This window comes from Celeribacter sp., from assembly GCF_048266405.1.
Taxonomy (GTDB): Bacteria; Pseudomonadota; Alphaproteobacteria; order Rhodobacterales; family Rhodobacteraceae; genus Celeribacter.
The window spans coordinates 328,868-354,346 of record NZ_JBLWZO010000002.1 but is presented as its reverse complement, the minus strand read 5'-3'; the positions used below and the strand labels follow the sequence as shown (position 1 = coordinate 354,346).

24 protein-coding genes are annotated in these 25,479 nt (G+C 55.5%); 11 read left to right on the top strand and 13 right to left on the bottom strand.

From position 1 onward, the window contains the following. The first annotated feature begins 32 nt into the window (after nucleotides 1–32). Genes ACN0TS_RS06535 through dnaQ form a run of 4 tightly spaced genes read left to right on the top strand, consistent with a single transcriptional unit; the run spans nucleotide 33 to nucleotide 2,800 of the window. Entirely contained in the window at nucleotides 33–641 is a 609-nt protein-coding gene (locus ACN0TS_RS06535; RefSeq protein ID WP_417258532.1) for a Maf family protein, read from the top strand. Then, complete coding sequence (locus ACN0TS_RS06530) at nucleotides 638–1,468, top strand: shikimate dehydrogenase (protein ID WP_417258531.1); 831 nt, start codon at nucleotides 638–640, stop codon at nucleotides 1,466–1,468. Before ACN0TS_RS06535 ends, ACN0TS_RS06530 begins: the two co-directional genes overlap by 4 nt. Then, a complete protein-coding gene (gene coaE / locus ACN0TS_RS06525) occupies nucleotides 1,465–2,067 on the top strand; it encodes a dephospho-CoA kinase (protein WP_417258530.1) in 603 nt (200 codons plus the stop codon). The genes ACN0TS_RS06530 and coaE overlap by 4 nt, the downstream gene beginning before the upstream one ends. After that, nucleotides 2,060–2,800, top strand: coding sequence for a DNA polymerase III subunit epsilon (dnaQ, locus tag ACN0TS_RS06520; RefSeq protein ID WP_417258529.1), 741 nt, complete (start codon nucleotides 2,060–2,062; stop codon nucleotides 2,798–2,800). Before coaE ends, dnaQ begins: the two co-directional genes overlap by 8 nt. Before the next feature lie 7 nt (nucleotides 2,801–2,807). On the opposite strand, the gene secB is transcribed toward dnaQ, so the two are convergent. Beyond that, on the bottom strand, nucleotides 2,808–3,311 hold the full coding sequence (secB, locus tag ACN0TS_RS06515) for a protein-export chaperone SecB (protein ID WP_417258528.1): 504 nt from the start codon (nucleotides 3,309–3,311) through the stop codon (nucleotides 2,808–2,810). Nucleotides 3,312–3,368: 57 nt separating this feature from the next. Then, complete coding sequence (locus tag ACN0TS_RS06510; protein ID WP_417258527.1) at nucleotides 3,369–3,878, bottom strand: FxsA family protein; 510 nt, start codon at nucleotides 3,876–3,878, stop codon at nucleotides 3,369–3,371. A 108-nt stretch (nucleotides 3,879–3,986) separates the two neighbouring features. Between ACN0TS_RS06510 and ACN0TS_RS06505 the strand changes: the two genes are divergently transcribed. Genes ACN0TS_RS06505 through ACN0TS_RS06495 form a run of 3 tightly spaced genes read left to right on the top strand, consistent with a single transcriptional unit; the run spans nucleotide 3,987 to nucleotide 6,291 of the window. After that, the gene (locus ACN0TS_RS06505) at nucleotides 3,987–4,652 is read left to right on the top strand and encodes a Tim44/TimA family putative adaptor protein (protein WP_417258526.1); all 666 of its coding nucleotides are present in this window, start codon (nucleotides 3,987–3,989) and stop codon (nucleotides 4,650–4,652) included. Beyond that, a complete protein-coding gene (locus ACN0TS_RS06500; protein ID WP_417258525.1) occupies nucleotides 4,649–5,692 on the top strand; it encodes a murein transglycosylase A in 1,044 nt (347 codons plus the stop codon). Before ACN0TS_RS06505 ends, ACN0TS_RS06500 begins: the two co-directional genes overlap by 4 nt. Continuing rightward, nucleotides 5,689–6,291 carry a Smr/MutS family protein gene (locus ACN0TS_RS06495; RefSeq protein ID WP_417258524.1) on the top strand — a complete coding sequence of 201 codons (603 nt, stop codon included), beginning with the start codon at nucleotides 5,689–5,691 and terminating at the stop codon, nucleotides 6,289–6,291. The genes ACN0TS_RS06500 and ACN0TS_RS06495 overlap by 4 nt, the downstream gene beginning before the upstream one ends. Here the strand turns inward: ACN0TS_RS06495 and ACN0TS_RS06490 are convergent. The 10 genes from ACN0TS_RS06490 to regB form a co-directional block, all read right to left on the bottom strand. Then, nucleotides 6,274–7,458 (bottom strand): MFS transporter, encoded by a 1,185-nt coding sequence (locus ACN0TS_RS06490; RefSeq protein ID WP_417258523.1) that lies wholly within the window; start codon nucleotides 7,456–7,458, stop codon nucleotides 6,274–6,276. The genes ACN0TS_RS06495 and ACN0TS_RS06490 overlap by 18 nt on opposite strands. A 128-nt stretch (nucleotides 7,459–7,586) precedes the next feature. Further along, nucleotides 7,587–8,891, bottom strand: a complete 1,305-nt coding sequence (hslU, locus tag ACN0TS_RS06485; RefSeq protein ID WP_417258522.1) for an ATP-dependent protease ATPase subunit HslU — start codon at nucleotides 8,889–8,891, stop codon at nucleotides 7,587–7,589. Beyond that, entirely contained in the window at nucleotides 8,888–9,445 is a 558-nt protein-coding gene (hslV, locus tag ACN0TS_RS06480) for an ATP-dependent protease subunit HslV (RefSeq protein ID WP_417258521.1), read from the bottom strand. Before hslV ends, hslU begins: the two co-directional genes overlap by 4 nt. Nucleotides 9,446–9,556: 111 nt before the next feature. Beyond that, nucleotides 9,557–9,877, bottom strand: coding sequence for a thioredoxin (gene trxA, locus ACN0TS_RS06475; protein ID WP_417258520.1), 321 nt, complete (start codon nucleotides 9,875–9,877; stop codon nucleotides 9,557–9,559). Between the two features lie 67 nt (nucleotides 9,878–9,944). Continuing rightward, nucleotides 9,945–13,334 carry a double-strand break repair helicase AddA gene (gene addA, locus ACN0TS_RS06470; protein ID WP_417258519.1) on the bottom strand — a complete coding sequence of 1,130 codons (3,390 nt, stop codon included), beginning with the start codon at nucleotides 13,332–13,334 and terminating at the stop codon, nucleotides 9,945–9,947. Further along, nucleotides 13,331–16,321: a double-strand break repair protein AddB gene (gene addB, locus ACN0TS_RS06465; protein WP_417258518.1), complete on the bottom strand. Its 2,991-nt coding sequence runs from the start codon at nucleotides 16,319–16,321 to the stop codon at nucleotides 13,331–13,333. The genes addA and addB overlap by 4 nt, the downstream gene beginning before the upstream one ends. Next, entirely contained in the window at nucleotides 16,314–17,000 is a 687-nt protein-coding gene (locus tag ACN0TS_RS06460) for a nucleotidyltransferase family protein (RefSeq protein WP_417258517.1), read from the bottom strand. The genes addB and ACN0TS_RS06460 overlap by 8 nt, the downstream gene beginning before the upstream one ends. After that, the gene (locus ACN0TS_RS06455) at nucleotides 16,976–17,998 is read right to left on the bottom strand and encodes an aminoglycoside phosphotransferase family protein (protein ID WP_417258516.1); all 1,023 of its coding nucleotides are present in this window, start codon (nucleotides 17,996–17,998) and stop codon (nucleotides 16,976–16,978) included. Before ACN0TS_RS06455 ends, ACN0TS_RS06460 begins: the two co-directional genes overlap by 25 nt. A gap of 40 nt (nucleotides 17,999–18,038) precedes the next feature. Then, nucleotides 18,039–19,649 carry a PAS-domain containing protein gene (locus ACN0TS_RS06450; RefSeq protein ID WP_417258515.1) on the bottom strand — a complete coding sequence of 537 codons (1,611 nt, stop codon included), beginning with the start codon at nucleotides 19,647–19,649 and terminating at the stop codon, nucleotides 18,039–18,041. Nucleotides 19,650–19,747: 98 nt separating this feature from the next. Next, entirely contained in the window at nucleotides 19,748–21,133 is a 1,386-nt protein-coding gene (regB, locus tag ACN0TS_RS06445; protein ID WP_417258514.1) for a sensor histidine kinase RegB, read from the bottom strand. Nucleotides 21,134–21,224: 91 nt separating this feature from the next. Between regB and ACN0TS_RS06440 the strand changes: the two genes are divergently transcribed. Together ACN0TS_RS06440 and ACN0TS_RS06435 are read left to right on the top strand one after the other, a co-directional pair. Next, entirely contained in the window at nucleotides 21,225–21,860 is a 636-nt protein-coding gene (locus ACN0TS_RS06440; protein WP_417258513.1) for an SCO family protein, read from the top strand. A 110-nt stretch (nucleotides 21,861–21,970) separates the two neighbouring features. Continuing rightward, nucleotides 21,971–22,525, top strand: coding sequence for an ActR/PrrA/RegA family redox response regulator transcription factor (locus tag ACN0TS_RS06435; RefSeq protein WP_417258512.1), 555 nt, complete (start codon nucleotides 21,971–21,973; stop codon nucleotides 22,523–22,525). Nucleotides 22,526–22,641: 116 nt separating this feature from the next. On the opposite strand, the gene ACN0TS_RS06430 is transcribed toward ACN0TS_RS06435, so the two are convergent. Continuing rightward, the gene (locus ACN0TS_RS06430; protein WP_417258511.1) at nucleotides 22,642–23,232 is read right to left on the bottom strand and encodes an HD domain-containing protein; all 591 of its coding nucleotides are present in this window, start codon (nucleotides 23,230–23,232) and stop codon (nucleotides 22,642–22,644) included. Between the two features lie 148 nt (nucleotides 23,233–23,380). Here ACN0TS_RS06430 and ahcY point away from each other — a divergent pair, with 148 nt between their 5' ends. Both ahcY and ACN0TS_RS06420 read left to right on the top strand, forming a co-directional pair. Then, a complete protein-coding gene (ahcY, locus tag ACN0TS_RS06425; protein WP_417258510.1) occupies nucleotides 23,381–24,772 on the top strand; it encodes an adenosylhomocysteinase in 1,392 nt (463 codons plus the stop codon). 166 nt (nucleotides 24,773–24,938) lie between these two features. Beyond that, nucleotides 24,939–25,280, top strand: coding sequence for a DUF2853 family protein (locus tag ACN0TS_RS06420; protein ID WP_417258509.1), 342 nt, complete (start codon nucleotides 24,939–24,941; stop codon nucleotides 25,278–25,280). Nucleotides 25,281–25,479 lie beyond the last annotated feature (199 nt).

The window sequence follows — 25,479 nt, the reverse complement described above, 5'->3', positions numbered from 1 at the left end:
AACGACAGCTTAACACAGGAAATATCCACAAGATGATCAACACGCCAAATCGCATTATTCTTGCGTCAGGTTCGACCATTCGGCGCAAGCTGTTGCAGGATGCAGGCGTTGCCGTTGATATAGAAGTGGCGCGCATTGATGAAGAAATGATTAAGGACGCGCTCGTTGCCGAAGGCGCCTACCCGCGTGACATTGCGGATGCGCTGGCGGAGGGAAAAGCGCGAAAGGTTTCTCTCAAACACCCTGATGCCATGGTGATCGGCTGCGATCAGGTTCTGTCGTTTAAAGGGCGCCTCATTTCAAAGTGCGCAACTGCTGAGGAAGCACGAGCGCTCTTGGGTGAAATGCAGGGCGAACGTCACAGACTCCTGTCTGCCGCGGTGATTTATGAGGGTGGTGAGCCAAAGTGGCGCCACATCGGTGAGGTCCGTATGATGATGCGGCCTTTAAGTGACGTTTACCTCGACGATTATATCCAACGAAATTGGGATCGTGTGCGCGATGCCGTAGGGTGCTATAAACTCGAAGAAGAAGGTGTTCGGTTGTTTTCATCCATAGAGGGTGAATATTTTAACGTTCTGGGTTTGCCGCTTCTGGCGGTGTTGTCCTACCTCGTCGATAGAAAGATGGTTGCATCATGAGTGAAAGAATTCCACTGGCTGCCGTGATTGGCTCGCCAATCGCCCATTCCAAATCGCCACAGCTTCACACTTATTGGCTCAAGCGGTACGGAATTCGTGGCCATTATATCCCAATTGATGTTGCTCAGGCCGATCTCAAAGAGGTTTTGCAAACACTGCCAAAAATGGGCTTTGTTGGCGCAAACGTTACTATTCCACACAAGGAATCCGTTCTGGCACTTGCGGATGTGGTCACAGATCGTGCGGCATTAATCGGTGCGGCGAACACACTAATTTTCCGTGCTGACGGCAAACTCCATGCGGACAACACAGATGGTTATGGCTTTGTCGAAAACCTGCGGGCCAATGCCAAATGGAATCCAACCTCTGGGCCTGCTGCGGTCTTTGGTGCGGGCGGGGCATCACGTGCCGTTGTGGCCTCGCTCATTGACGTTGGCGTGCCTGAAATCCGCCTCGCGAACCGGACGCGGAACCGCTCAGAGGCATTGAGAGAAGAGTTCGGACACAAAATTCAGATCGTCGATTGGGTTCACGCGGGAAATATGCTTGAAGGTGCAGCCACGGTTGTAAATACAACGTCCTTGGGCATGGTCGGAAAACCCGAGTTCAAGGTGCCGCTTGATGCGTTGGAAAAAACTGCTGTTGTCACCGACCTCGTTTACACGCCCCTGAAAACGGCGCTCTTGGCGAAGGCCGAAGAGATCGGATGCCAAACCGTCGATGGCCTTGGCATGTTGCTTTATCAAGCAGTGCCCGGGTTTGAGCGGTGGTTTGATCACCGTCCCGAAGTCGATGAGGAGACGCGCCGCGTCATTCTTGGCGTATGATTTCCCGTCCCTTTGTCATTGGACTAACAGGCTCAATCGCGATGGGGAAAAGCACCACCGCGGGGTTCTTTGTCGCGGCGGGTATCCCTGTTTGGGATGCAGATGCGGCGGTGGCACGGTTGTATGCGCGGGGCGGAAAAGCCGTTGAACCTCTCCAAGCAGAATTCCCAAGCGCGGTTTTGGACGGAGAAGTGTCCAAAACAGCTTTAAAGGCGATAATTTCTAAAGATTCTACAGCCCTTAAACGTATTGAGGAGATCGTCCATCCACTTGTGGCCGCCGATCGGGCGCAGTTTATTGCCGAAACCGAGGCTCCGATTGTTGTTGTGGATATCCCTCTATTGTTCGAGACGGGCGCACAGGAACAAGTGGATTGCGTTGTCGTGGTCTCGACGGACGCTAAAACACAACGTGCCCGCGCCCTCGCCCGCGATGGCATGACCGAAGCCCATTTCGAGGCTATTTTGTCAAAGCAGCTTCCAGACGCAGACAAACGGGCGCGGGCGGACTATGTCATAGAAACAGACAACCTTGAATCTGCGCGACGTCAGACGCAGGATATCATCGACCACATCAAAAACAGGCTAAAACATGCGTGAGATCGTCCTAGATACCGAGACCACAGGATTTGATCCTCATAAAGGCGACCGCTTGGTTGAAATCGGTGCCATTGAGCTTTTGAACCACATGCCCACCGGCCGCACCTACCATCAATACATCTTTCCCGAACGCGACATGCCTGATGGCGCTTTTGGTGTGCATGGGATCGGGCCCGACCTTCTCGTCCCGCCCCGCCCCGCCAAAGAGGGCGAAGTGACGCTTAAGGATAAGCCCCTGTTCAAAGCGATAGCGCAGGAGTTTCTGGATTTCGTTGGCGATGCCAAGCTGGTGATCCACAACGCTGCCTTTGATATGAAGTTTCTCAATGCCGAGCTTAAAACCCACGGGTTTCGGGAACTACCGTGGGAACAGGCGATTGATACGCTTGCGATGGCGCGCAACAAATTCCCAGGCTCTCCTGCGACCCTTGATGCTCTGTGCCGTCGGTTCAATATCGACAGTTCGGCACGGACTCTGCACGGGGCGTTGCTCGATTCCGAAATTCTGGCCGAGGTCTATCTGGAACTGATCGGCGGACGTCAGCCCGATCTCGTTCTTGCCCCTGTAGGGAATACAGACAAACCGTCTGCAGATAGCGGTGTGAGTGACGTATGGCGTCCAACGCGCCGCCCTGAACCACTACCGCCACGCCTCACAGACGAAGAAGTCGCCGCCCATGCTGCCTTTGTAGACAAATTGGGCGACGGCGCATTGTGGAAAAAATTCGACTAAATCGAACTTAGTTCGGTTTGGCTTGAGCCTGTGCTTCTGCACGACGCGCCATGTCTTGGCGATACAGCTGAACAAAATCGATGTTGTCGAGGTTCAGTGGTGGGAAGCCACCATCACGTGTGATGTCGTGTACGATGCGACGCAGGAACGGGAACAACATGCGCGGGCACTCGATCATAAGGAACGGGTGCATTTGCTCGTCCGGAACGTTCTCGATGTGGAAGACGCCAGCGTAATCAAGCTCGAGAATGAACAGCGTGTTTGCGCCATCTTCGGTTTTGCTTTCAACTTTTACCTTGGTGGCGACTTCGAACTGATGCTCAACTTCGCGCTTTTTCGCGTCAAGTGCGACCTGAACAGAGATGTTCGGGCGACCTTCGGTCTTGAGACCTTTTTGAGCGAGGATGTTCTCAAACGACATGTCGCGGATGAACTGCCCAAGGATTTGCATTTTTACGGGTTCGGCTTGTGCAGCAGGTTCGGCTGCTGCGGTTTCTACTTCATCTGCCATCAACTGGTCCTCAGAGATTTAAATTTCGCGTCACTGTATCAGCTTGGATCAGGTGCCTCAATGGCGAGTCCATCCTGAATCACCAGGGGTGTCGCTTTCGGTAATCTCGACCTCTTTGAATTCTCCATCAATGGTGTTGGACTCACGTGCGGTCGCATCGTGAAACGGCCCTTTTTCAAATCCGGACGTGTGAACAGATCCGCCCATTTGAAAGCTCTGAACCTTGATCCGTTTGCGCATTTCTTTGAATACTACGCTGCGGATGGCGGGAATAAGCAAGGCAAACCCCATCGCATCAGTGAAAAACCCAGGCGTGAGCAAGAGCGCACCCGAAAGCAAAATCATCGCTCCATGGGCCAATGGCTCGGTCGGATCACGCAATTCGGAAAACGAACCGCGTAATTGTGACATCGCCAATGCACCCTGTTGGCGCACCAATGTTGTCCCCAAGATGGCTGTGACAATGACGATCAAAAGTGTCGGCCATAGCCCGATTAAGCCGCCAACCTGAATAAACAATGCGATCTCGATGATCGGCACGGCGACGAATAACGCTAAAAGCAACATGAGTTTGCCTCTCTTTCTTGACCGTCCACTGGTGGACTTGGCCTTGTTCCCACCCTACATAGTAAGGAACAGTGGCATTTTCTATGCCGCGTGAGTTGTGAGGATCAAATGAACCAATCCATTCTGTCTCTTCTGGTGCTTGCCGGAATTGCGATTTTCCTGATTTTGCGCCTGCGCAATGTGCTTGGCACACGTGAAGGATTTGAAAAGCCTCGCGTTGATGTGGATGACAGTTTGTCCACAAAACGCGGTCCACAGACTTTTGACGTGATTGAGGGCGGTGTGGACCGTGATATTGCGGACAACGTCGCCGAAGGATCGCGTGCGGTTGATGAACTGGCCGCGATGAAGCGGGCCGATCCAACGTTCAACGTCACGGAGTTTCTAAGCGGCGCAGGGAGCGCCTATGAAATGATCCTGATGGCGTTTGAGCATGACGACCTCGATAGCGTGCGCGATTTCCTCGCGGATGAGGTGTATGACGCCTTTGATAGTGTGGTGCAGACTCGTCGCGAACAAGGACTTCAGGTCCAAGCGCAATTTGTGGGTCTTCGTGAGTTGCAACTGATCGATGCCGAATTCGATCCCGCCACACGCGAAGGCGAGGTCAAAATCCGCTTTGTCGCCGAATTGATTTCCTCCGTTCACGATGCGGAAGGTAAGCTGATCGAAGGCAACCCGACAGAGATCAAACGTCAAAAAGACATTTGGACCTTTGCACGTGAAATGGGCAGCGACGATCCCAACTGGCAGTTGGTCGCAACGGGCGCATGACGCGGAAGGGGTTGGCATGCGCTTTGCTGTCGGCCCTGCTGACCTTGGGCGGTCCCGCCCAAGGGGAGGATGCCTCTATGGTCACATTGATGGAATTTTCCGATCTGGAGGGGTGGGCCGACGACGATCACGACGCGGCCCTTTCCGTTTTTGCGCAAACTTGCGATCGTATCAAAGGGTTTGAATGGCCTCAGCTATGCAAAGTTGCCCAAAAAAAACCGGACGCGAAAAGTTTCTTTGAACTTTTTTTTCGGCCTGTCCTCATAGAGGATGGAAATGCGCCGCTGTTTACGGGCTACTTTGAGCCTGAATTGCACGGATCGCGCCACCGTTCGGATCGCTACCGTTTCCCAATCTACGCCAAGCCCAATGATCTCGAGGCCGGTGTGCCCTATTATTCACGTCGCGAGATTGCCGACGGGGTCTTGTCGGGGCGCGGGTTGGAAATTGCGTGGGTTGATGACGCGGTCGAGCTGTTTTTCCTACAAGTTCAGGGGTCGGGTCGTATCCGCCTTGATGACGGGACGATGACCCGCGTGGGTTATGCGGGAAAGAACGGTCACACCTATCGCTCCATCGGTCGCGAACTCGTGCGTCGCGGCACCTATAACGAACATCAGGTCTCCGCCGATGTGATCAAAAACTGGGTGCGGCGCAATCCTGTCGATGGCGAGGAATTGCTCAATCACAACCCGTCGTTTGTGTTCTTTCGGGAGAGGAAGGATTTGCACCCCGAACTTGGACCGATTGGCGCTATGAACCGCTCGATCACCACCATGCGCTCCATTGCAGTTGATCCAAAATTCACACCGCTCGGCGCGCCTGTCTGGATCGAAAAAGAGGGCGAGTCCCCCTTGCACCGTCTGATGATTGCCCAAGATACCGGATCTGCGATCAAGGGCGCACAACGCGCCGATATTTTCTACGGCACAGGTGACGCCGCAGGCTCCGAGGCAGGACGCATCAAGGATGGCGGACGCATGATTGTATTGCTCCCGATCCAGACCGCCTATGGTCTATTGGAAAAGGCGTCGGGATGAAACGGCGCGGCAAAGGAAAATTGAGCGAGGACGATCGCACAGTTTGGGAGGCGGTGAAAAAAACGGCGATTCCGATGCGTTCCGAGCCGATGACGCCGCGCGATACGACGAAAAGCCGACCAGCCAAAAAGCCTGCACCGCAGTACCAAGATCACTTTCCGAGTCATTTCGAGGTTGGTTCGCGGGCAACGCAAACGCCGATGGGGCACGACCTTGCCCCTTCTATATCCGAACGCCTCGCCCATGCGCCTATCCACATGGATCGCAAGAAATACGGAAAAATGCAGCGCGGGAAACTCAGCCCCGAGGCCCGTATCGACCTTCACGGCATGACCTTGGCCCATGCGCACCCTGCCCTTCAGGGATTTATCATCTCCTCTGCGTTGGCGGGGCGTCGGCTTGTTCTTGTCATTACGGGTAAGGGAAAAAACCGCGATGAGGGCGGACCAATTCCGATCCGCAAAGGCGTTTTGAAAAACCAAGTGCCTCATTGGCTCCATCAGCCGCCCTTGCGTTCGGTCGTCATGCAAGTGACCGAAGCGCATCTAAAGCATGGCGGCAGTGGTGCCTATTACGTCTATCTACGCCGTAGTCGTTAGACGCTTGCGCGCGCGAAGGACACCAGCCGTGGCCAAGGCGCTCGAAAGTCCGAAGTAGAGAGCATAGGCCAACATCTGTGTGGTGAATGGCACTCCGAAATCGATGAGATACCCTGAAACGCCCGGGCCAATGGCGGAGCCAAAGACCATCACGGCGGCAGCGGCGGATTTGATCGACCCGATGTAACGCGTACCGTAATGTTCGGCCCAGAATGCGCCGACAACTGTGCCCTGCATCCCCATGCCGAGCCCCACGATCATTAGGCCGATCCCCGCGATGATCGGCACGGTGGAGAATGAAATCACGATAAACCCGATCATGAACGGCAGTGGTACAAGTGGCAAAATGCGACCCGCCCCGAATTTGTCCACGCCCATCCCGACAAGGAATGTTGCGGAGACAGAGGTAATTGTGAACCACGGATAGAGGGAGACATATTCAACGAGTGACCATCCCTTTACCTCCGCCAGATGCACCTGTTGGAAAAACAACGCTGTGCCCCATGCGGGTGGCCCGAGTAGCAGCGGCACGCAAAGCCAGAACAGCCAGTGCTTAAGCAGCTCGCCACGCGTCCACATCCGCCCGTCCATGCCAATAGCACTGGTTGAATCGGCGATGGATTTCGGTGTGCGCTCTTGGGCCAGACACCATAAAATCACAGGGATTAGAAACACCGCTAGGCCAGCAGCGACCAACCACGATTGCCGCCATCCGATTGCAGCCATTAAGGCCACGAAAATCAGTGGCAGCATCGCCTGTCCAAAGGCAAACCCCAAAGAGGCGATGGAAAGGGCGCGACCGCGCGTTGCTTGGAACCATCGGGCCATTGCGACCATCGCGATCTGGCTCGTCATGCCCTGCCCCGTAAACCGCAGCATGAAAATCACCACAACGAGAAGCGCCACACTGGGTACGGCCGACATCGCTAAACAGGCTATGGCCAATCCAACGAGGATCACGGGCGCAAGAACGCGCACGCGGAAATGATCGGTGAGAACCCCCGCCCAGATCATCACTACGGCCGAGGCTGTTGTCCCAATCGAATAGATCGCCCCCCATGATCCGTGGCTCAATCCGAATTCTGCGCGGATATCGGCGGCAAAAATGGAGATAAAATAGGTTTGCCCATAGGAGGACGTTAGGGTGAGCAAGAACCCAACCAGCAACCACCGGACATTTTCAATTAAAAATCGCAAATACGTCATGCGACCATAACGCGCGTTCCACGGAAAAAAGAAAGGGCAAACCGCTTGTGCGCATTCGCCCTGCCTTAAAATTCCTGTGTTGGATGGGTCTAGAGCATGTAGCGGCTCACATCCGTCGCCTTCGCCATGTCCCCTACGTTTTTGGCTACATATTCGGCGTCCACCGTGACCGCAGAGCCCGATTGATCAGGCGCTACAAAGGACAGTTCCTCAAATACACGCTCCATGATCGTATACAGGCGACGTGCCCCGATATTTTCGACGCTTGTATTCACATCTGCCGCGAGTTTTGCGATAGCCTTGATCCCGTCATCGGTGAAGGTGATGCTGACCTCCTCGGTCTCAAGCAGCGCCTTGTATTGCAGGGTGAGCGCGTTGTCGGTCTCGGTCAGAATGCGTACGAAATCCGCCTCATCAAGTGCGCGTAATTCAACACGGATCGGTAAACGGCCCTGAAGTTCGGGCAACAAATCTGACGGCTTGGCGATATGGAACGCGCCCGAGGCGATGAACAGGATATGGTCTGTTTTTACCGGACCGTATTTGGTCGAAACGGTTGTGCCTTCGATCAGGGGTAGCAAATCACGTTGCACACCTTCGCGGCTCACATCGCCGCCGCGCGTATCCGAACGCACACAGACCTTGTCGATCTCGTCGATGAACACGATGCCGTTTTGTTCAACCGATTCCAAAGCCGCCCGCGTGACGGTCTCGTCATCCAACAGCTTGTCAGCCTCTTCGTCGATCAGCACGGTATAGCTGTCGGCAACGCTGAGTTTCTTCTTCACCGTGCGGCCACCAAAGGCTTTGCCAAAGAGGTCGCCAATATTCATCATGCCACCTACTTGCGGCTGACCCGGGATTTCAAACATGCCCTGTGGCGTTGCGTTGTCTTGAACGTCCAACTCAATGATGGTGTCGTCAAGCAAGCCGTCGCGCAGTTTCTTGCGGAACATCTGGCGCGTCTGGTCGCGGGCATCGGACCCCGCAAGGATCTCGATCACGCGTTCTTCCGCGGCTTCATAGGCCTTGGCCTTCACATCTTCGCGCATGTATTCACGGGTTTGGGAAATCGCGGAATCCACCAAATCACGCACGATCTGTTCAACATCGCGCCCGACATAGCCGACTTCGGTGAACTTTGTCGCTTCGACCTTCACAAAGGGCGCTTTTGCCAGTTTGGCCAAGCGGCGTGAAATCTCGGTTTTACCAACACCCGTTGGCCCGATCATCAGAATGTTCTTGGGATAGACTTCTTCGCGCAGGTCGTCAGAGAGTTTCTTGCGCCGCCACCGATTGCGCAGGGCCACGGCCACCGCACGTTTGGCGTCGTTTTGACTGATGATAAATCGGTCCAATTCGGAGACAATTTCGCGGGGGGTCAAATCAGTCATTTGGAGATCTTTTCCACTGTCAGGTTTCCATTGGTGTAGACGCAGATATCGGAGGCAATCGCCATTGCAGAGCGCGCAATTTCTTCGGCGGATTTATCGGTCTCCATCAGGCCGCGTGCCGCAGCGAGGGCAAAGTTCCCCCCTGATCCGATGGCGGCCACGTCATGCTCGGGCTCCAAAACATCGCCCGCGCCCGTGATCACCAATAGGTTTTCACCGTCGGTCACAATTAGCATGGCTTCGAGTTTTTGAAGATATTTGTCCGTCCGCCAATCTTTCGCCAATTCAACACTGGCGCGCGCCAACTGTCCGGGGGTTGCTTCGAGCTTGACCTCAAGGCGCTCCAAAAGTGTGAAGGCATCCGCGGTCGAACCCGCAAATCCACACACGACGTCATAACCACCGGGGCTGATGCGCCGTACTTTTCGGGCGGTGCCTTTGATAACCGTCTGGCCGAGGCTCACTTGGCCGTCGCCGGCAATGACAACCTCGCCACCACGCCGTACACCGATGATGGTTGTGCCGTGCCAACCCGGAAATTCGTTGCTTGCCATGATTAGTCCTTTCGTTGCGGATTATATGAGGGCGCAGCTCGGGTCATGCAACCACCCAACGAAAAAGGGCGTCCCGAAGGACGCCCCCTTTATGAAATCCGAAGGCGCGTCTTAAACGACTTCTTCGATCCAGCTTTTAAGTGCTGTTTTGGGCGCAGCGCCCGTTTTGTTGGAAACGACTTCGCCCCCTTTGAACATGAACAGGGACGGGATGGCGCGGACGCCAAACTGACCTGGAACGCCGGGGTTTTCGTCAACGTTCACTTTGACGATTTTGACTTTGCCTTCAAATTCGGCAGACAGTTCTTCGAGCGATGGGCCGATCTGTTTACACGGACCGCACCATTCTGCCCAGAAATCGACAAGCACAGGCAAGTCGGATTGCAAGACTTCTGCTTCGAATGTGGCGTCGGTGGCGGGGAAAGTAGCCATGGAGGTTCTCCTGAAATGTGGTGTTGCCGAAAACCTATGTCTGCGGCGGTAAGACGTCAAGGTGAGGTCAAGATATAGTGGTTCGAAGAAGAGCGTCCCTCACGATATCGCGAGGTATCTCCATTAATTCTGCTGTCCTTGTCCATAAGAGGGCGGTTTGGATGGTGCGGTCGGGATACATGCGTTCAACTGCATCCGCATAAGCGCCGAGTTGACGTAGCAACCCCTCAGGGACGCGATTCACGGTCTCGGGAACAATGGCGTTGGTTTTGAAGTCGACGATCTGGACCCGATCCGGTTCAACAATCAAACGGTCGATGATCCCGTGGACGCCCTGCCCGCCAAGCGTGGGAAAATTACTTGAAAAGGGAACTTCGGATAGAGAATTCGACCCGAATACATCCCAATCATAGGAATTTTCAATGACACGCCGCACCTCGTCCAGAAGGTCGGAAATCTCCTCATCCAAAATGACATCCTCCCCCTCAGGGATGACATAGCGGGCGGCGTGTTCCCAGTCGGAGGGTGGTAGGGGGGGCAGGGCATCAAGCAAAAGGTGAATTTGTCGCCCGCGCCGTTTCGCCTGTTCGCCATCCAGATATGCATCCTCACCGCCCAATGCCTTTGCGCCGCCAAGGTCGGAGGGCGACAGAAAATCGCGCGCTTTTGGCGGGGTTGGGGTCTCATTTTCGGCCCAATGCGGTAGGGTTGTCTGTTCGTCATTCGGGGTTGTGGAGACGTCGGGGCGCGTACCCCACTCGCCCACTTGATAGCGCAAGCCACCGTGCAACGGATGGTCGAGTGGCTCTGCACCCAACTCCTCCATGCCTGCCATAACCAGTTCATACCAACTGGTTCCGTTTTTCGGTTGAGCGCCTGCGGCGGCAACAATGAGCCATTTTTCCGCACGCGTCATCGCCACGTACAAAAGCCGTCGCCGCTCCTCCTCCGCCTTTTCGAGCAGCGCGGTTCTGGCTTCATTGGTTAGGTCGCTCGCCGCCGCCGCACTTGCGAGGTGAACGGCGCGATTTTCGTCCAGTTTGATAATGGAGCCGCGGACTTGTTTTTCTTTTGAATTGGGCAGGGTATCGGGCAGGATCACAATCGGGGCTTCCAGCCCTTTCGCGCCATGGGTGGTCATCACGCGGATCAGGTTGGAGTTTTCATCCAGAACCCGCTTGATCTTGATGTCCTCTTCCTCGAACCACGCCAAGAAACCCGTAAGGCTTGGTGTTTGCGTGGTTTCATAGGTCCGCGCCTGTCCGAGCAGAGCATCGATTCCATCCTCGGCCTCGGGGCCAAGCCGCGCAAGAAATTTGCGCCGTCCATCGTGTTTGATCAAAATCCGCTCTAATAGGTCATAGGGCCGTAGAACGTCGAGCTTCAGACGCAGGTCGTCGATTATTTTCACGGTTTCGGAGAACTCATTACGCCGCGCACGGAGTTCTTGCCACAGATTCGCGGCCTTTCGGTCGTGCGCGAGGGAATAAAGCTGTTGCTCCGTCCAGTTGAACAATGGGGATTTTAGCGCTTCGGCCAGAGCGAGGTCGTCCTCTTCCAAGGCCAAAAAGGACAGAAGCGCACAGAGATCGCGCACTGCCAACTCGTTCCCGACCGTCAAAAGATCGGCACCTGCAACTGGTAGGTATTTTTCCTTGAGCTTGCTCAAAAGAGGCAAAAATAGACCCGAACGCCGCCTAACTAGGATCAAAATGTCCTTTGGCTCAATCGCGCGGAACCCGTTTTCCCCATCGGGAAGTGCTCCGCTTTCCAACAACGTGCTGATCTGGTTTGCGATCAACTCGGCGAGCCTGTGATTGTGGTGCATCGGCGAGGTGAGGTCCAAGGGATCTTCCCAGTCCTCCGACCCGTTGTCGTCTTTTTCCTGCTCAATGAGGGGCCAGACATCGACCCGACCTGGCATGGTGTCAAAAAACGCGATGTGCTGCGGCTTGCCGCCAACTCCGTATCCCTCCGAGGCGGCAAAAACCGCATCTGTCGCGTTCAGAATAGCGGGAGAGGAGCGAAAGGAATGTTCGAGCGAGAGCTTTTGCAGAGGGTCGCCCGCGTTGCCAAGCCGATCGTCGAAAAAGTCGCACATATCGTCAAACCCAGACGGATCGGCGCCTTGGAACGAGTAGATCGACTGTTTCTTATCACCCACCACAAAAATCGTGCGCTTCACATCGGGACGCGCCCCTTGACCGGAGGCAAACTCCTCCGCCAACCGGCGCACAACAATCCATTGGTCGGGTGATGTATCCTGTGCCTCATCGACAAGAATGTGGTCAATTCCGCCATCCAGACGGAACAACACCCATTGCGCGGTCTCCGAGTTTGATAACAGATCGCGAGCCTTGCGGATCATATCGTCAAAGTCGAGCAAGCCCGCGTAGGACTTCTTCGCCAGATACTTCGGGATGAGTGCCCCTGCGAACCGATGCAAAATGGCGGTTCGTTTTGCATCTTGTAGGCGGGAAAGAAGTTTAGCGGACTGCTCCACACGCTCCATGAAAAGACGCAAGGGTTCAAGCGCCTCTTGATTGGCTATGCGGAAGTCCTTTGTCGCAACACCGCTTCGCCGACCGAAGTTTGAAAGCCCCGCATTCTCACCGCTCTTGGACAATAACGCGCCAATGCATTGGTTCAAAAAATCGGTGCTAATCGGTGTGGTGGACAGGGTTCCAAAGAGCAGTCCGAACTTTTGATCCGTCGCCTTGTCAGAGGTCGAAAACAGCTCGGCCATCTCGGCAAACATGTCCTGTTCACCGCCCAAAAACACCTCGCCCAAGAGCGCCGCTTCGTCAAAACCGTCAGGCAGATCAAACCACGACCAGATCTGTTCTTCGGATTGCGGGGTCGCAAAGCTGTCTCGGTTCGACAGAACATCTGATCCAAGCCCATAAATATCTTCGCCAAGATGCAGCGCTACGGCGTCGATGATGTAGCGGTCAGGCCCGTCTGACATGTCCTCAAGCACATCGCGCAGCATATCTTTCGACGTGCGGTCATCCAGTTCGCGGTATTGCGGCGACACGCCAGCCTCAAGCGGGAAGCGCCGCAGAAGGCCGCCACAAAAAGAGTGAATCGTCTGGATTTTCAGCCCGCCAGGCGTCTCGATCGCGCGGGCAAAGAGGGTCCGCGCATGACGGATCACTGCGTCATCCAACACGGAGTCGGGACTGAGCTTTGTCAGTTCATCGCGTAATGTTGGCTCATCCAGCATCGCCCATTCCCCAAGACGTTTGAACAGACGGTTTTGCATCTCCGATGCGGCGGCCTTGGTATAGGTCAGGCACAGGATATGCTGTGGCGGCGTGCCTTCCAACAAAAGGCGCGTGACGCGGTCGGTGAGTACCTTGGTCTTTCCCGAACCCGCATTGGCTGCGAGCCATGTGGAGCGGTCGGGGCGGGCGGCGGCCAACTGTCGGGCGGTTGCTTCATTCGGGGCGGTCATTGGACATCCTCAGCACATGCGTCATCTGCCTCTGTCCATTCCTTGAAGCGGGACAGGAGGTCATAATCGCTTGGAAACGTGTTGAACTTCGGCGCACGCCGCGCGGTATAGCCCGTCTCAGACTTGTCATAGTTGTTAATCAACGTTGTGAGTTTCTTGCGAACCTGTGCAATCACCTCGCTGTCGATATCAAGCTCGGTCACTTGCAGATCCTTGTCGAGGCCAAGATAGCTCACCTTGCGCACATGGCCCTGCGCGATGTCTTTGAATGTGCCCTCTTGCAGGATCAAGGCTTCGAGCAGGAGTTGGATGCGGAAGGCTTTTGCCTCTTTCTCTTTGGGCGGTGCAGAGGCCTTGTAGTCGAAAATGTGGTAGCCGCCGCCATCCATGCGATCAATTCGATCCGCAAAGCAGGACAATTTGAAGTCGATATCTGCGAGGAAAATCTCGCCTGATTTTTCGATCCCGACGTTTCCGCCCGTCTTGAGGCGCTCGACCTCCCGCGCGGCGAGTTTGTCCGCGACCTTACGCATACGCGACCGCCAGATACGGCGCTCGGTCGGCCATACTACGGTCTCGTTCAGCACATCATCGGTGAGGGACAGAAGTCGTGATGCGGCGTCCTCGTTGCTTTCACTCGGATCGAATCCCGCAACAAACCGCTCCATAATATCGTGGAAAGCATTGCCACGATCGCGCGGATCGGGCGCATGATTGAGAGGTGCTAATTTGTAGAGACCGAGAATTTTGCTCGCGTAAATCGCATAGGGGTCGCGAATGAGCGTCTCTATGCGGGTCACGGAGAGTTCGCGCGGACGGACTTCTACGGGCGGGCGCGGGGAAGGGCGCTTGGCCAATTCCGTCACATCGCGGGACGGATCGGGTTTATCCAATAGGTTCGCCCAGTCAATCCACACCGCACCACGGCGGCGCATATCGTCGATCGCTTGTGTGCCCTCATCGTGCAGCCCGCTCAACAGATTGGTCAGGCGGATCACCCAACGGCAGGGCACTGTTTCTGTCTCTGCATTGCGCAGGGCGCGGGAAATCACGACCTCTTTCGCGCCAAAGGCTTGTTGGAAATCATGGGCGGACAGGCCGACCATCTGTTCGGGCGACAATAGACCCGCTTCCTTGCGCATATCGCGTGAAAACCACGGATCAGGTTTGGGTTGAGGCGGCCATATACCGTCATTCAACCCGCCAACAATCACCAGATCGGCCTGAAGCGAACGGGCCTCCAACGTTCCCCAAATCATAACATTGGGGTGCTTTGGGGTCGGATCACGCGACATGGCGCGCCCGATTACGGCGCGGAACATCTCGTCAAATTCATAGGGCGTCATGTCGCCGCCCCACTGCGCCTCACGGCATAGCTCATCCATCACGCGGTGCATTTCGCGCCCTGACAGATTATCCCAAAGTGCGCTGTCATCTGCGCCATGAGGGCCGCTTGCCAGACCACGGGCCAATGCGAGTGTGTGGTCAAGATGCGCGGCGAGGGAGCGCGTGCCGACGGGGTCGACCTGCGCCAACAGATCGCAAATCCATACAACCCAAGCCGTGCGGGCGTCCTTGTCATTTGCCGCACGGCCCATCTTGTCCGCCCATGCCAAAAGCAGGTCTTTGTCGGGAAAGGCGATGGCGTTCTTGCGCAGGTAGACTTCAAGCTGTCGCGTCCACAACAGGTGAATCCCACGGGAGCTTTCGCCATCGAAACTGCCCTTGGCGACAAGCGGGTGCTTGAGCAGCACCATCATGTCCTCGGACGTCACCTTGCGCCCGAACAGGTTCGAGATCAGGCGAAACAGGCGACCGGGCGGGGTTTGGTTGAGAGGCTCGCCCGCACTGTCATCGGGGTCAATGTCCCAACGGTCCAACATCGCGGAGACTTGGCGGGCAAGGTCGCGGTCGGGCGTAATGAGGGCGGCGCGTTTATTGTCCTCCGCCGCCTTGCGCAGCACGAGCGCCACAGCGGTGGCTTCGCGCCGCGGATCAGGTGCTTCGATCAGGGTGAGGTTGGCGCAGGCGTCTTTAATCCCGCGCAGTTTTGGTCCCTCTTTCATCCATTCATCGGTGACGGGGGCAGGGCGCAGCGCCAGTGACAACAGGGCGTTGCGATCCGCGCTGGGCGGCTCCATCTGGGCAAAGGGCGTGACATCGCGACGCGACAGGCCGAGCGTTGTGGCCAATCGCACGATCCGTTCTTGTGGGTGGTCGTGCATTGGTCCGCTGATGGACGGATCGGCCAACCGGTCCCAGACATGTTGTGGCATGTCAAAATCAACACCGGGTTGGATAACAGCTCCTTGCGGAAGGCGGGCGACCACCTCCATGAACCGTGCCGTGGTGCCGCGCGAGCCCGTGGAGCCAACGACCAGAACAGGATGATCAGGCGGGCAGCTGGCCCACTCCGTCGCCAATCGTTCGACCACGGTGCGCATCCGCTCCTCGACCAAGGGCGGCATATCGGTGTCGCGGTCATAGATGTCCTTGACGATCTTGAGAAATTCGAGCGCCTCACGCCAATGGTCGGAGGTGTTTTCCAACGTCAGATCACACAGCGTCTCATAGGTCACATCCTCGTCGTGCATCTCGCCAAGCAGCAAGGCCAGCGTATCCGCCAGACCGTAGACAGCAGAGCGCTCCGCAAATCCGGGACGGTTGTCGAGAAAATGCGTGATCAGCTGCGCCAATTCCAATCGCAACCGCAAGCCGGACACAGGCATCCGCAGATCGCGAAACCGCAAATCGCGCCCCAACTCCGTGACCAATCGCACGCGGGGCAGCAATCGCGTCTGTCCGTCATCAAAGGCCGCAAGCAGGTCACGCTTCATCCGCGAGGTGTTGACGAAAATCTCCGTTCGCGCGAGCAACTCGGGCTGATCCGTCCCGAAGCGTTCCAACAGGCCTTCTTTGACGGCACGCGGAAAATCCACACCGCAGGGAAGCCCGAACAGGCGCGGTTTATCACTCGGTTCAAACATGTGTGTCTCCCCTCAATGCTGCCTCGGCGCTCGCAATGCCTTCTGGGTGGCCCACATCGCACCATGCGCCATCAAAAACAGCGCCGAACAAACGCGCCTTTTCATGGATCGCATTCCAAACGACATTCATTGAAAAGGCCGTGTCCTCGATGGCGACCACGGGGGCGAGTTTGATGATTTGCAGGCCCGTATAGACCAAATCGCCACCGCGGTTGAGCTGCCCGTCCGCCGCCATAGAAAAATCACCAGACCCCAGATGCCCATGTGTCCGGCCGTGCGGCACTGTGAGCAAAAGCGCGTCCATCACATCGGGATTCCAAGTGGTCAAAAGGGTGTCTACCGCATGACCGCCGAGCCAAACGGCATCGGTGTTCATGGTGAAAACCGCTTCGCCTTTGATATGGTGCGCTGCGTTTTTCAACCCGCCGCCCGTTTCCAAAAGTTCCGGTTCGAAAATGGGTTTCACACCGCGCTGGGACAGATGGGCGTCGAGCGTTTCGGGGAGATAGTGGGTGTTCGCAATCTGGGTCGGGATTGTCGCCACCTGATCCAAAGCATGATCGACGAGTGGCCTGCCCGCCACCTCGACCATCGGTTTCGGGCGGTCGTTGGTCAGTGTGCCCATGCGCGTCCCGCGACCCGCACAAAACAGCATTACAGTGTCGGGACGGTTCCGCATTTGTCTCTCAATACTTGTAAAATTTCTGGCGTCGGTTCGGGGATGGTTTCACGAACGATTGCACGGAGCCCCGCGAGGTCAGGGTGAGCAAGGTCGGACATCAAATGCGCCCAAACACGCGGGATCAAATCGACATAATGCGGCTTTTTGAAATGCAGCGACATGCGGGCGAAAATCATGAGGATGCGCATATTGCGTTGCGCAGAACAGATCGCAGCTTCGCGGTCCAAATCAGCCCGATTTAGACCCGAAACCACCGCAAAATGCGCCATTGCTTTCTCTCGCACATCGCTTGTCACATCGCGACGCGCATCTTTGACGAGGGACACGAGGTCATAGGGCGCATGGCCCAACATGGCATCTTGGTAATCGAGAAGCCCAACCCGCTTTAGCCCATCGCGCTCAGGCAACCAAATCAGGTTTTGCGCATGAAAATCCCGCAGGATGGTGTTTTGTCCTGCACCCAAAGACGCGATCAAAGGGTCTATTTCGGCGCGACAGGCCGCTGCGGCTTCTTCGGTTGGCGCATCCGTGATCCCGCCGACATACCAACGATAACTCGACAGAGCGAGATCGGTCATTTGGTCCGCGTAATCGGCCACACCCGAAAGGGGTGCGGCTTGGGTGATATGTGCCAAGACTTCGACAGCAGCTTTGTACAGCGGCCATTCCGATGTCGGATCAGCGAGACAAACCTGATCGAACAGGGCGTTTCCGAGGTCTTCGATAATCAAGAACCCACGCTCCTCATCCGCCGCATACGTCTCGGGTGCCGATAGCCCGAGGTCCGCGAGATAAGCCCCGACTTTAAGAAAAGGCCGCACATCCTCGCCAAACTCGGGCGGGGCATCCATGAGCATGGCGCTGCGGTTGGTGTTGGGATCTATCAGGCGGGTATAGCTGCGCCGTGAGGCATCCCCCGCCAAGGGGGCCCATGTCGCGTCTTTCCACTCGGTAGTGGCGACGAAGGTTCTCAAATATTCGGTGCGTTCGGTCATGCGCAGAGTCTATCCGGACCGACGCCGGATACAAGCTGCTTCACATCTTGACGTACTCGGGATCGACGTGCTCAAGCGCGGAGCGCGATGGCCCTTTGATCATGGTCTCTGGTGCAAACCGCGCGACGGTTTGGCCGCTGGGCAGTGGGGTGACAGAACAGTTTAGGAGGCGTCCGTCCCAAAGGCGGGCGGTCCCCGTCCAGTCTTTCACTTGGGCTGTGCCTGCAACGATGTCCTTGATGTCATTCCAGACTGATGAGGGCGCGCATTTCGAATACCAAAGCCGCGCGGATTCAATGATGCCTGTTTCGTCTAGGGCAACATCTTCCTCGATACCCCACAGGCTATGATAGGCGCTATTGGACATGATAAGCCGTCCGTCATGGGCAAAGACCGCCAAGGCTTCATCAAGACTGTCGAGCACGGATTGACCCGTTTCGATTTCCGCGCGAAAGCGGCGGGACAGGGAGACTTCCGACGAAATATCCTCAAAAAAGTAGGCAATGGCCCCATCAGGCAAGGGACGCCCTTTAACGCGGTAGGTTGTTTGAGATGCGAGGGTCCAGACCTCTTCAAACGTGCCATCGGCCGCCTGACTTTCAAGTGCCGCAACATTTTGACGCCATGATTTGTAATCCTTGGGTTCTGGCATCATTTGATTGTCGCGTAGCTTGTCGAGAAACTCCATTAGCGACGGGCTGCGTTCAAAATACTCTGAGGATAGTCCTGTCAGATCGGCAAGCGCAGGATTGTGGAAGGTCAATCGACGCGTCCGTGAGAACACGGCCAAACCCGTAGTCAGATGCGAAAAGGTGTTGGTGAGTGTTTGCGTCAGATCGCGCAACTGTCCCTCGGTCTGCACGGCGGTGTCGACAGGCACAGCGGTGTAAAGTGTTCCGTCCTCTTGGCGGGAGACATAGAGATCGAACCAGTGTTGTTTGTCGTCAGGGGTTTTAAGCGCCATCCGCGTTGGTAGCATCGAGTCGATGATCTGTGTTTCGGCATCCTTGCCCGATGCGTCCGTGGATTTGGACGGGTCGATATTGAACAGGCGACGGGGCGGCCAACTGGACTCTTCATCCGCCGGCTCAAAACTGTCCGACAGGGCCAGATAGGCGCTATTGGCCCAGATCACGGTCTGGTCGAGGTGTTCGCGCCAGATTAACAACGGACCGTTCTCCGAGGTCGCGCGAAGCGTTTCCAACTCCTGCTCCATCGCTTGCACGATATGGCGGTCGAATTCGGACAGGTGGTCGTCGCTCACGCGGCTTTTAAGGCTGATGCGCGCAAGTCCGCGTTGCCATTCACAGTAGAGTTTCGCCTGTCCATTGCGCGACTCGATGGTTAGTTTTTCTTCATCGGCCAGCGCGGCAATGTTGGATTTCAGATCCGGAAACTGTGACGTAAACGCCGACAACAGGCGCGACCAATCGGACCCCGTTTTTGGTGTGGACTCCAAAATGGCGCGGGCTTCCGGAGTTGCATCGACAAGCAATTCCTCGTCAAACAAAAACGCTGTTTCGCCTTCCTCGGGAACGAGGCGAAACCGCTTTCTTTGCTCGTTTCTTGTGGTGAAAAACGCCGACAGATAGATAACCAAAAAGGCAATACAGAGGCTTGCCACTGAAAGTAGAACGAGCTGAAAATACATATATCCGTCCATAGATTGCGATCGGACCTATGGCCCGAGTTGTTCCATAGTCGGTTAAAATTGGTTAAAACTATGTTAATGTTGCCGCCACTCGCCGTCTAAAACCGTGTGTTCTGACCCAGTGCGGCCATTTCGTCACCGTCCTTCAAACAGATGCGATCGCGCGGCCATGTTAGCTCGACAATGGCCCCTGATTTGCGGCCAGACCGAAGGTGTTGATCGTTGCGGTCGGACCCGTTGGCAAAGGAAAATTCCGCCCCCGTGCGTTCCAAGAGCGTCTTGGCAATGAACAACCCGAGGCCCATCCCGTCATATTCGGGACGCTGCGCGGATGTGCGTTCCTGCCTGCGTCGCCCGACGAACGGCTCGCCGATACGACCAATGACCGAGGCGGGAAATCCCTGTCCGTCATCTATAATGCGTAAGGTAACGGTTTGATCCGTCCACGTCACATCCAGCCAAACGGTCGTCGCCGCAAAATCCACGGCGTTCTGGATGAGGTTGCGCAATCCGTGAATGATTTCGGGGCGGCGATAGCAATGGGGCTGCTGCTCGCCAGAGGGGTCCTGGATGTCGATGATCACCGATTTTCCGCGCCCCATATGTGGCTCGGCGGCTTCCTCAATGACTGCTTGTAGCGGAGCGCTGCGCATGTGCAGATCGTCTTTTCCCGCCTGTCCCATCGACCGCAGGATATCGCGACACCGCACCGCCTGTTCGCGGATCAAAACCGCATCCTCGCGCAGCGCCTCATTGTCAGAGAGATCATCAATCAACTCGGTGCTGACCAGTTTGATCGTGGCCAAAGGCGTGCCAAGCTCATGGGCTGCGGCGGCAACCACACCGCCAAGGTCCGTGAGTTTCTGTTCGCGCGACAGGGCCAGTTGCGTGGCCAAGAGCGCCTCGGACATCGAATGGGTTTCCGAGGTCACACGCCATGAAAACAGACCCAAAAAAAGCACACCGATCAGGATCGCGGCCCAATGCCCAAACACGAATACATCGGGAAGGAGCAATTCGGTCCCGTCCTGCAACAGGAGTGGACGGTGGATAAGGCCGATCAACGTGATCATGAGGATCGCCGCCCCACCCGTAAGAACCGCCGAGGTCGGACGCAATGCCGTTGCCGAAATCGTCACGGGCGCAAGAATGAGCAGGGCAAACGGGTTGTTCAACCCGCCAGACAGATACAACAGCACTGACAATTGCGTGATATCGAACAGCAACATCAACGCAGCGCCGCGTTCACTTAATCGTGTGGTTTCAGGATACACAAAGGTCGTGACGAGGTTGACGATGATCGATGCACCAATAGCGAGCGCAAAGCCGCCATACTCGAATTGGAAGCCAAATAGCGCTGCTGCAATGATAATCGTGAGGATCTGACCGACGACAGCGACCCATCTGAGTGCGACCAAAGTGCGTAAACGAACCCAGTTAGAGCGCCGTTCCGTCATCATGAATTCGTTGTAATCTGTTGTCATTGGCCAGTCTTTAGTCCTACTGCGTCAATACAGCCCTTGCTGTCGCTGTCAGACTTTACGATCAAAGTCGCGTTGATTCTAGGAGAGAGACATGAAGACCCGCACCATTGCCCTTACGGCCGCCGCCTCTATCACCGCTTTGATCGGTGTCAGCCTCTATATGGCCATGCCCTCTAAATCGGATGATATGTTTGCCCAGTGTCGCGCCTCTGCGGTGTCTGGCGGGTCAAGCGCAATTGGCGGCCCGTTCGAATTGGTGCGCGAAGATGGCGTGACCGTCACCGACGCCGAAGTGTTTACCAAACCGACGCTGCTCTATTTCGGCTACACCTTCTGTCCCGATGTTTGCCCTCTCGACAACATGCGCAATGCTGATGCGCTGCGTATTCTCGACGAGCGCGGCTATGACGCTCAGGCGGCCTTCATCACCATTGATCCCGAGCGCGACACCGTCGAAGTTGTCAATGAGTTTACCGATTTGTTCCATGAGAACATGATCGGCCTCACAGGCTCGTTGGAACAGGTGAAAGCGGCTTCCCTTGCCTATAAAACCTATTTCAAGAAACAGGATGGCGATCCCGAATACTATCTTGTGGATCACTCCACCTTTGCCTATCTCGTTTTCCCTGAAATCGGTTTTGTCGAGTTTTTCAAACGCGATGACGAGGCCGAGGAAATGGCAGACCGCGTCGGGTGCTTTATCGACGCGTGGAACGAAGGCGCCTAATTGGTGCATTTGACATATATCATTTGATCTTGGTCCCGTGGTGTTTATGTTGTGCCGACGGTTGAACGCGTGCTTGTGAAACGCACTACGCCCGCAACGGAGGACGACAGATGAGCGCAGAGGTCAAACTTGATATCGGTGAGGACAAATCGCTTCTCTTGGTAGATGACGATGAACCGTTTCTGCGCCGTCTTGCCCGTGCAATGGAAAAACGCGGATTTGAAGTTGAAATGGCAGGTTCCGTTGCCGCGGGCAAAGCCATCTCAACGGCCCGTCCCCCTGCCTATGCCGTAATTGATCTACGCCTTGAGGATGGTAACGGCCTTGATGTCGTGGAAGTGCTTCGCGCCAAACGACCCGATAGCCGTATTGTGGTTCTGACGGGATACGGTGCGATTGCCACCGCCGTGGCCGCGGTCAAAATCGGCGCGACGGACTATTTGTCGAAACCTGCGGATGCCAACGACATCACCAATGCGCTCTTGGCGACAGGGGACGAATTGCCACCGCCCCCCGAAAATCCGATGTCGGCGGATCGTGTGCGTTGGGAGCATATTCAGCGCGTCTATGAGTTGTGTGATCGCAACGTTTCGGAAACGGCGCGCCGCCTGAACATGCACCGCCGGACGCTGCAACGCATTTTGGCAAAACGCTCCCCGCGCTAGGGCGAAATCACGGCTAATTTTGAGGCTCTATGGTCGCTGCGTTTGTTAAACACTGCGCCTTATTCTTGTGTAAGAGTTTAAATCCCACGCCTCAAAGCCGTGCAAAACGTTAAAGTTTACAGCTGCGCCAGCAGTTCTTTGTGGCGGGAGGTAAAGGCCTCTCGTGTCTCCACAGGCGGGCGCAAGATGATGTTCAGCCCGTCGATAATGTCGGGGTTTGGTTTGCCAAAAATCCTGTTGCTTTCCGCAATGGAAAACCCCGCGATCTGAACCGCCTCCAACCACGCCGAAATACGGTCGGCTTTCTTGATCTTCTTCTTGATGGTCTGGGGCACTTTTGCAGGTAAGCCAAAGCGGATGTGAATGGCGGCTGTTAGACGGTCATCCAACACGCCATAGCCATCGCCAACAGCTGCTTTTACTGGGGAAATCATGTCCCCGATGACATATTCAGGGGCGTCATGTAGCAGCGCGGCGAGCTGCCATTTGACGGGTTCATTGGGGTAAAGACGGCGGAAAAGCGCTTCGACCAGAATGGAATGTTCGGCTACGGAATAGGCGAAATCCCCATGCGTCTGACCATTCCACCGCGCCACAAAGGCAAGCCCGTGTGCGATGTCTTCGATCTCGATATCCATCGGGGTCGGGTCGAGCAGATCAAGCCTCCGTCCCGAAAGCATCCGTTGCCATGCGCGCGCCTGTGCCATGCTGTTCTACCTCATCGCAATGAATCGTCGGCTTCTTGCATATCAACATTCCGCCGCCGCTTAACCCCAAATAAATGCGTCTGCGTTGTAAGGGCGTCATTGGAATGCTATCAGCACCCCAAATCAGACACACGCAGGAGCCACATCAATGGCCAACGATTACATCGTAAAAGACATCTCCCTTGCGGCCTACGGGCGCAAAGAACTCGACATTGCGGAGACCGAAATGCCAGGTCTCATGGCGCTGCGCGAAGAGTATGGTGAGAGCAAACCACTCAAAGGTGCGCGGATTGTGGGCAGTCTCCACATGACAATCCAGACCGCCGTTTTGATTGAAACACTGGTCGCATTGGGTGCCGATGTGCGCTGGGCTTCGTGCAATATCTTCTCGACCCAAGACCACGCCGCAGCCGCAATTGCCGAGTCTGGCGTGCCTGTGTTTGCCATTAAAGGTCAGTCACTTGAGGAACATTGGGACTACCTCGACCGCTCGTTCCAGTTTGAGGATGGTCCGAACCTCATCCTTGATGATGGCGGCGACGCGACGCTCTACATTCTCTTGGGGGCGCGTGTTGAGGCAGGCGAAACCGAACTTCTCGCCGTGCCAACCTCCGAGGAAGAAGTTGCTGTCTTCGCACAGATCAAAAAACGTATGGCCGAGACGCCGGGCTGGTTCACCAAGATGAAAGAGCAAATCCGTGGTGTTTCTGAGGAAACCACGACGGGTGTGCACCGTCTTTATGACCTCGTGAAAAAGGGTCAATTGCCCTTCCCTGCGATCAACGTGAACGACTCCGTGACCAAGTCGAAATTCGATAATAAATACGGCTGTAAAGAGAGCCTCGTCGACGGTATCCGCCGCGCGACAGATACGATGATGGCCGGTAAAGTGGCGGTTGTCTGTGGCTATGGCGATGTGGGCAAAGGCTCTGCAGCGTCCTTGCGCGGGGCAGGGGCTCGCGTAAAAGTCACTGAAGTCGATCCGATCTGCGCCCTTCAGGCGGCTATGGACGGATTTGAAGTTGTAACGCTCGAAGACGTCGCTGACTCGGCGGATATTTTCATCACTACAACAGGCAACCGCGACGTGATCCGCATCGAGCATATGCGCGAGATGAAGGACATGGCGATCGTCGGCAACATCGGTCACTTCGACAACGAGATTCAAGTGGCCTCGCTGCGCAACCACAAATGGACCAACATCAAAGACCAAGTGGACATGATCGAAATGCCCTCTGGCTCGCGGATCATCCTGTTGTCCGAAGGGCGTCTTTTGAACCTCGGAAACGCAACAGGTCACCCGTCATTCGTGATGTCCGCGTCCTTTACCAATCAGGTCTTGGCGCAGATGGAGCTGTGGAACAACAACGATGCCTATGACAATGACGTCTATATTCTGCCCAAGCATTTGGATGAAAAAGTTGCACGTCTTCACCTTGATCGTATCGGCGTGAAACTGTCGACGCTGTCCAAAGAGCAAGCGGATTATATCGGTGTGACCGTCGAGGGGCCGTTCAAGCCCGAGCACTACCGCTACTGACGCCTATCATCATTGACACCATGAGTGGCCGTCTTTCGGGGCGGCCACATTACGTCACATCATAAAAATTCCCTTTGTTTCAGGCCCTGTAGAGTCTAATCTTTCACGGAGCCTCAAATCCGGTTCGAATAAACGGATGTAAATCCAAACTTGGTGGGAGAAGACCATGGGAAAACGTGACGATCTAATCGCGAAATATGCGGACGACTTGAAAAACAAATGCGGCATGACCCCCGACATGGACCTTTTGACAAAAGTGACCATCGGCTGCGGTCCGGCGATCTATAATGCCGATGCCTCAACTGTCGCAGGATCTCAGGAAAGCGAACTTGAAACGATCAAGCAGAACTTCCTGATCAAAAAACTCGGCCTGTCCGAAAGTGATGATTTGTCTGGTGCAATCGACTCCGTCATCGAGACATACGGCAAATCAGAGCGCAACAAATACCGCGCTGTTGTTTACTACATGCTCACAAAGCACTTTGGAAAAGAAGCCGTTTACGGCTAAGTCTTTGACATCACAATGCGATAAAAGCCGCTATGTTTCTCATGGCGGCTTTTTCATGCCATCTGTTAAGGCGAAGTTGCCAAATTAGAGCGCGGTTGAATGAAAACCAATCTACTTGCGAATTGATCGGAATCAGATTTTTGGCGTAGTTTCTTTATGCGGACCAGGATGGACCGGACCTTAAATTCAAACACGTGTG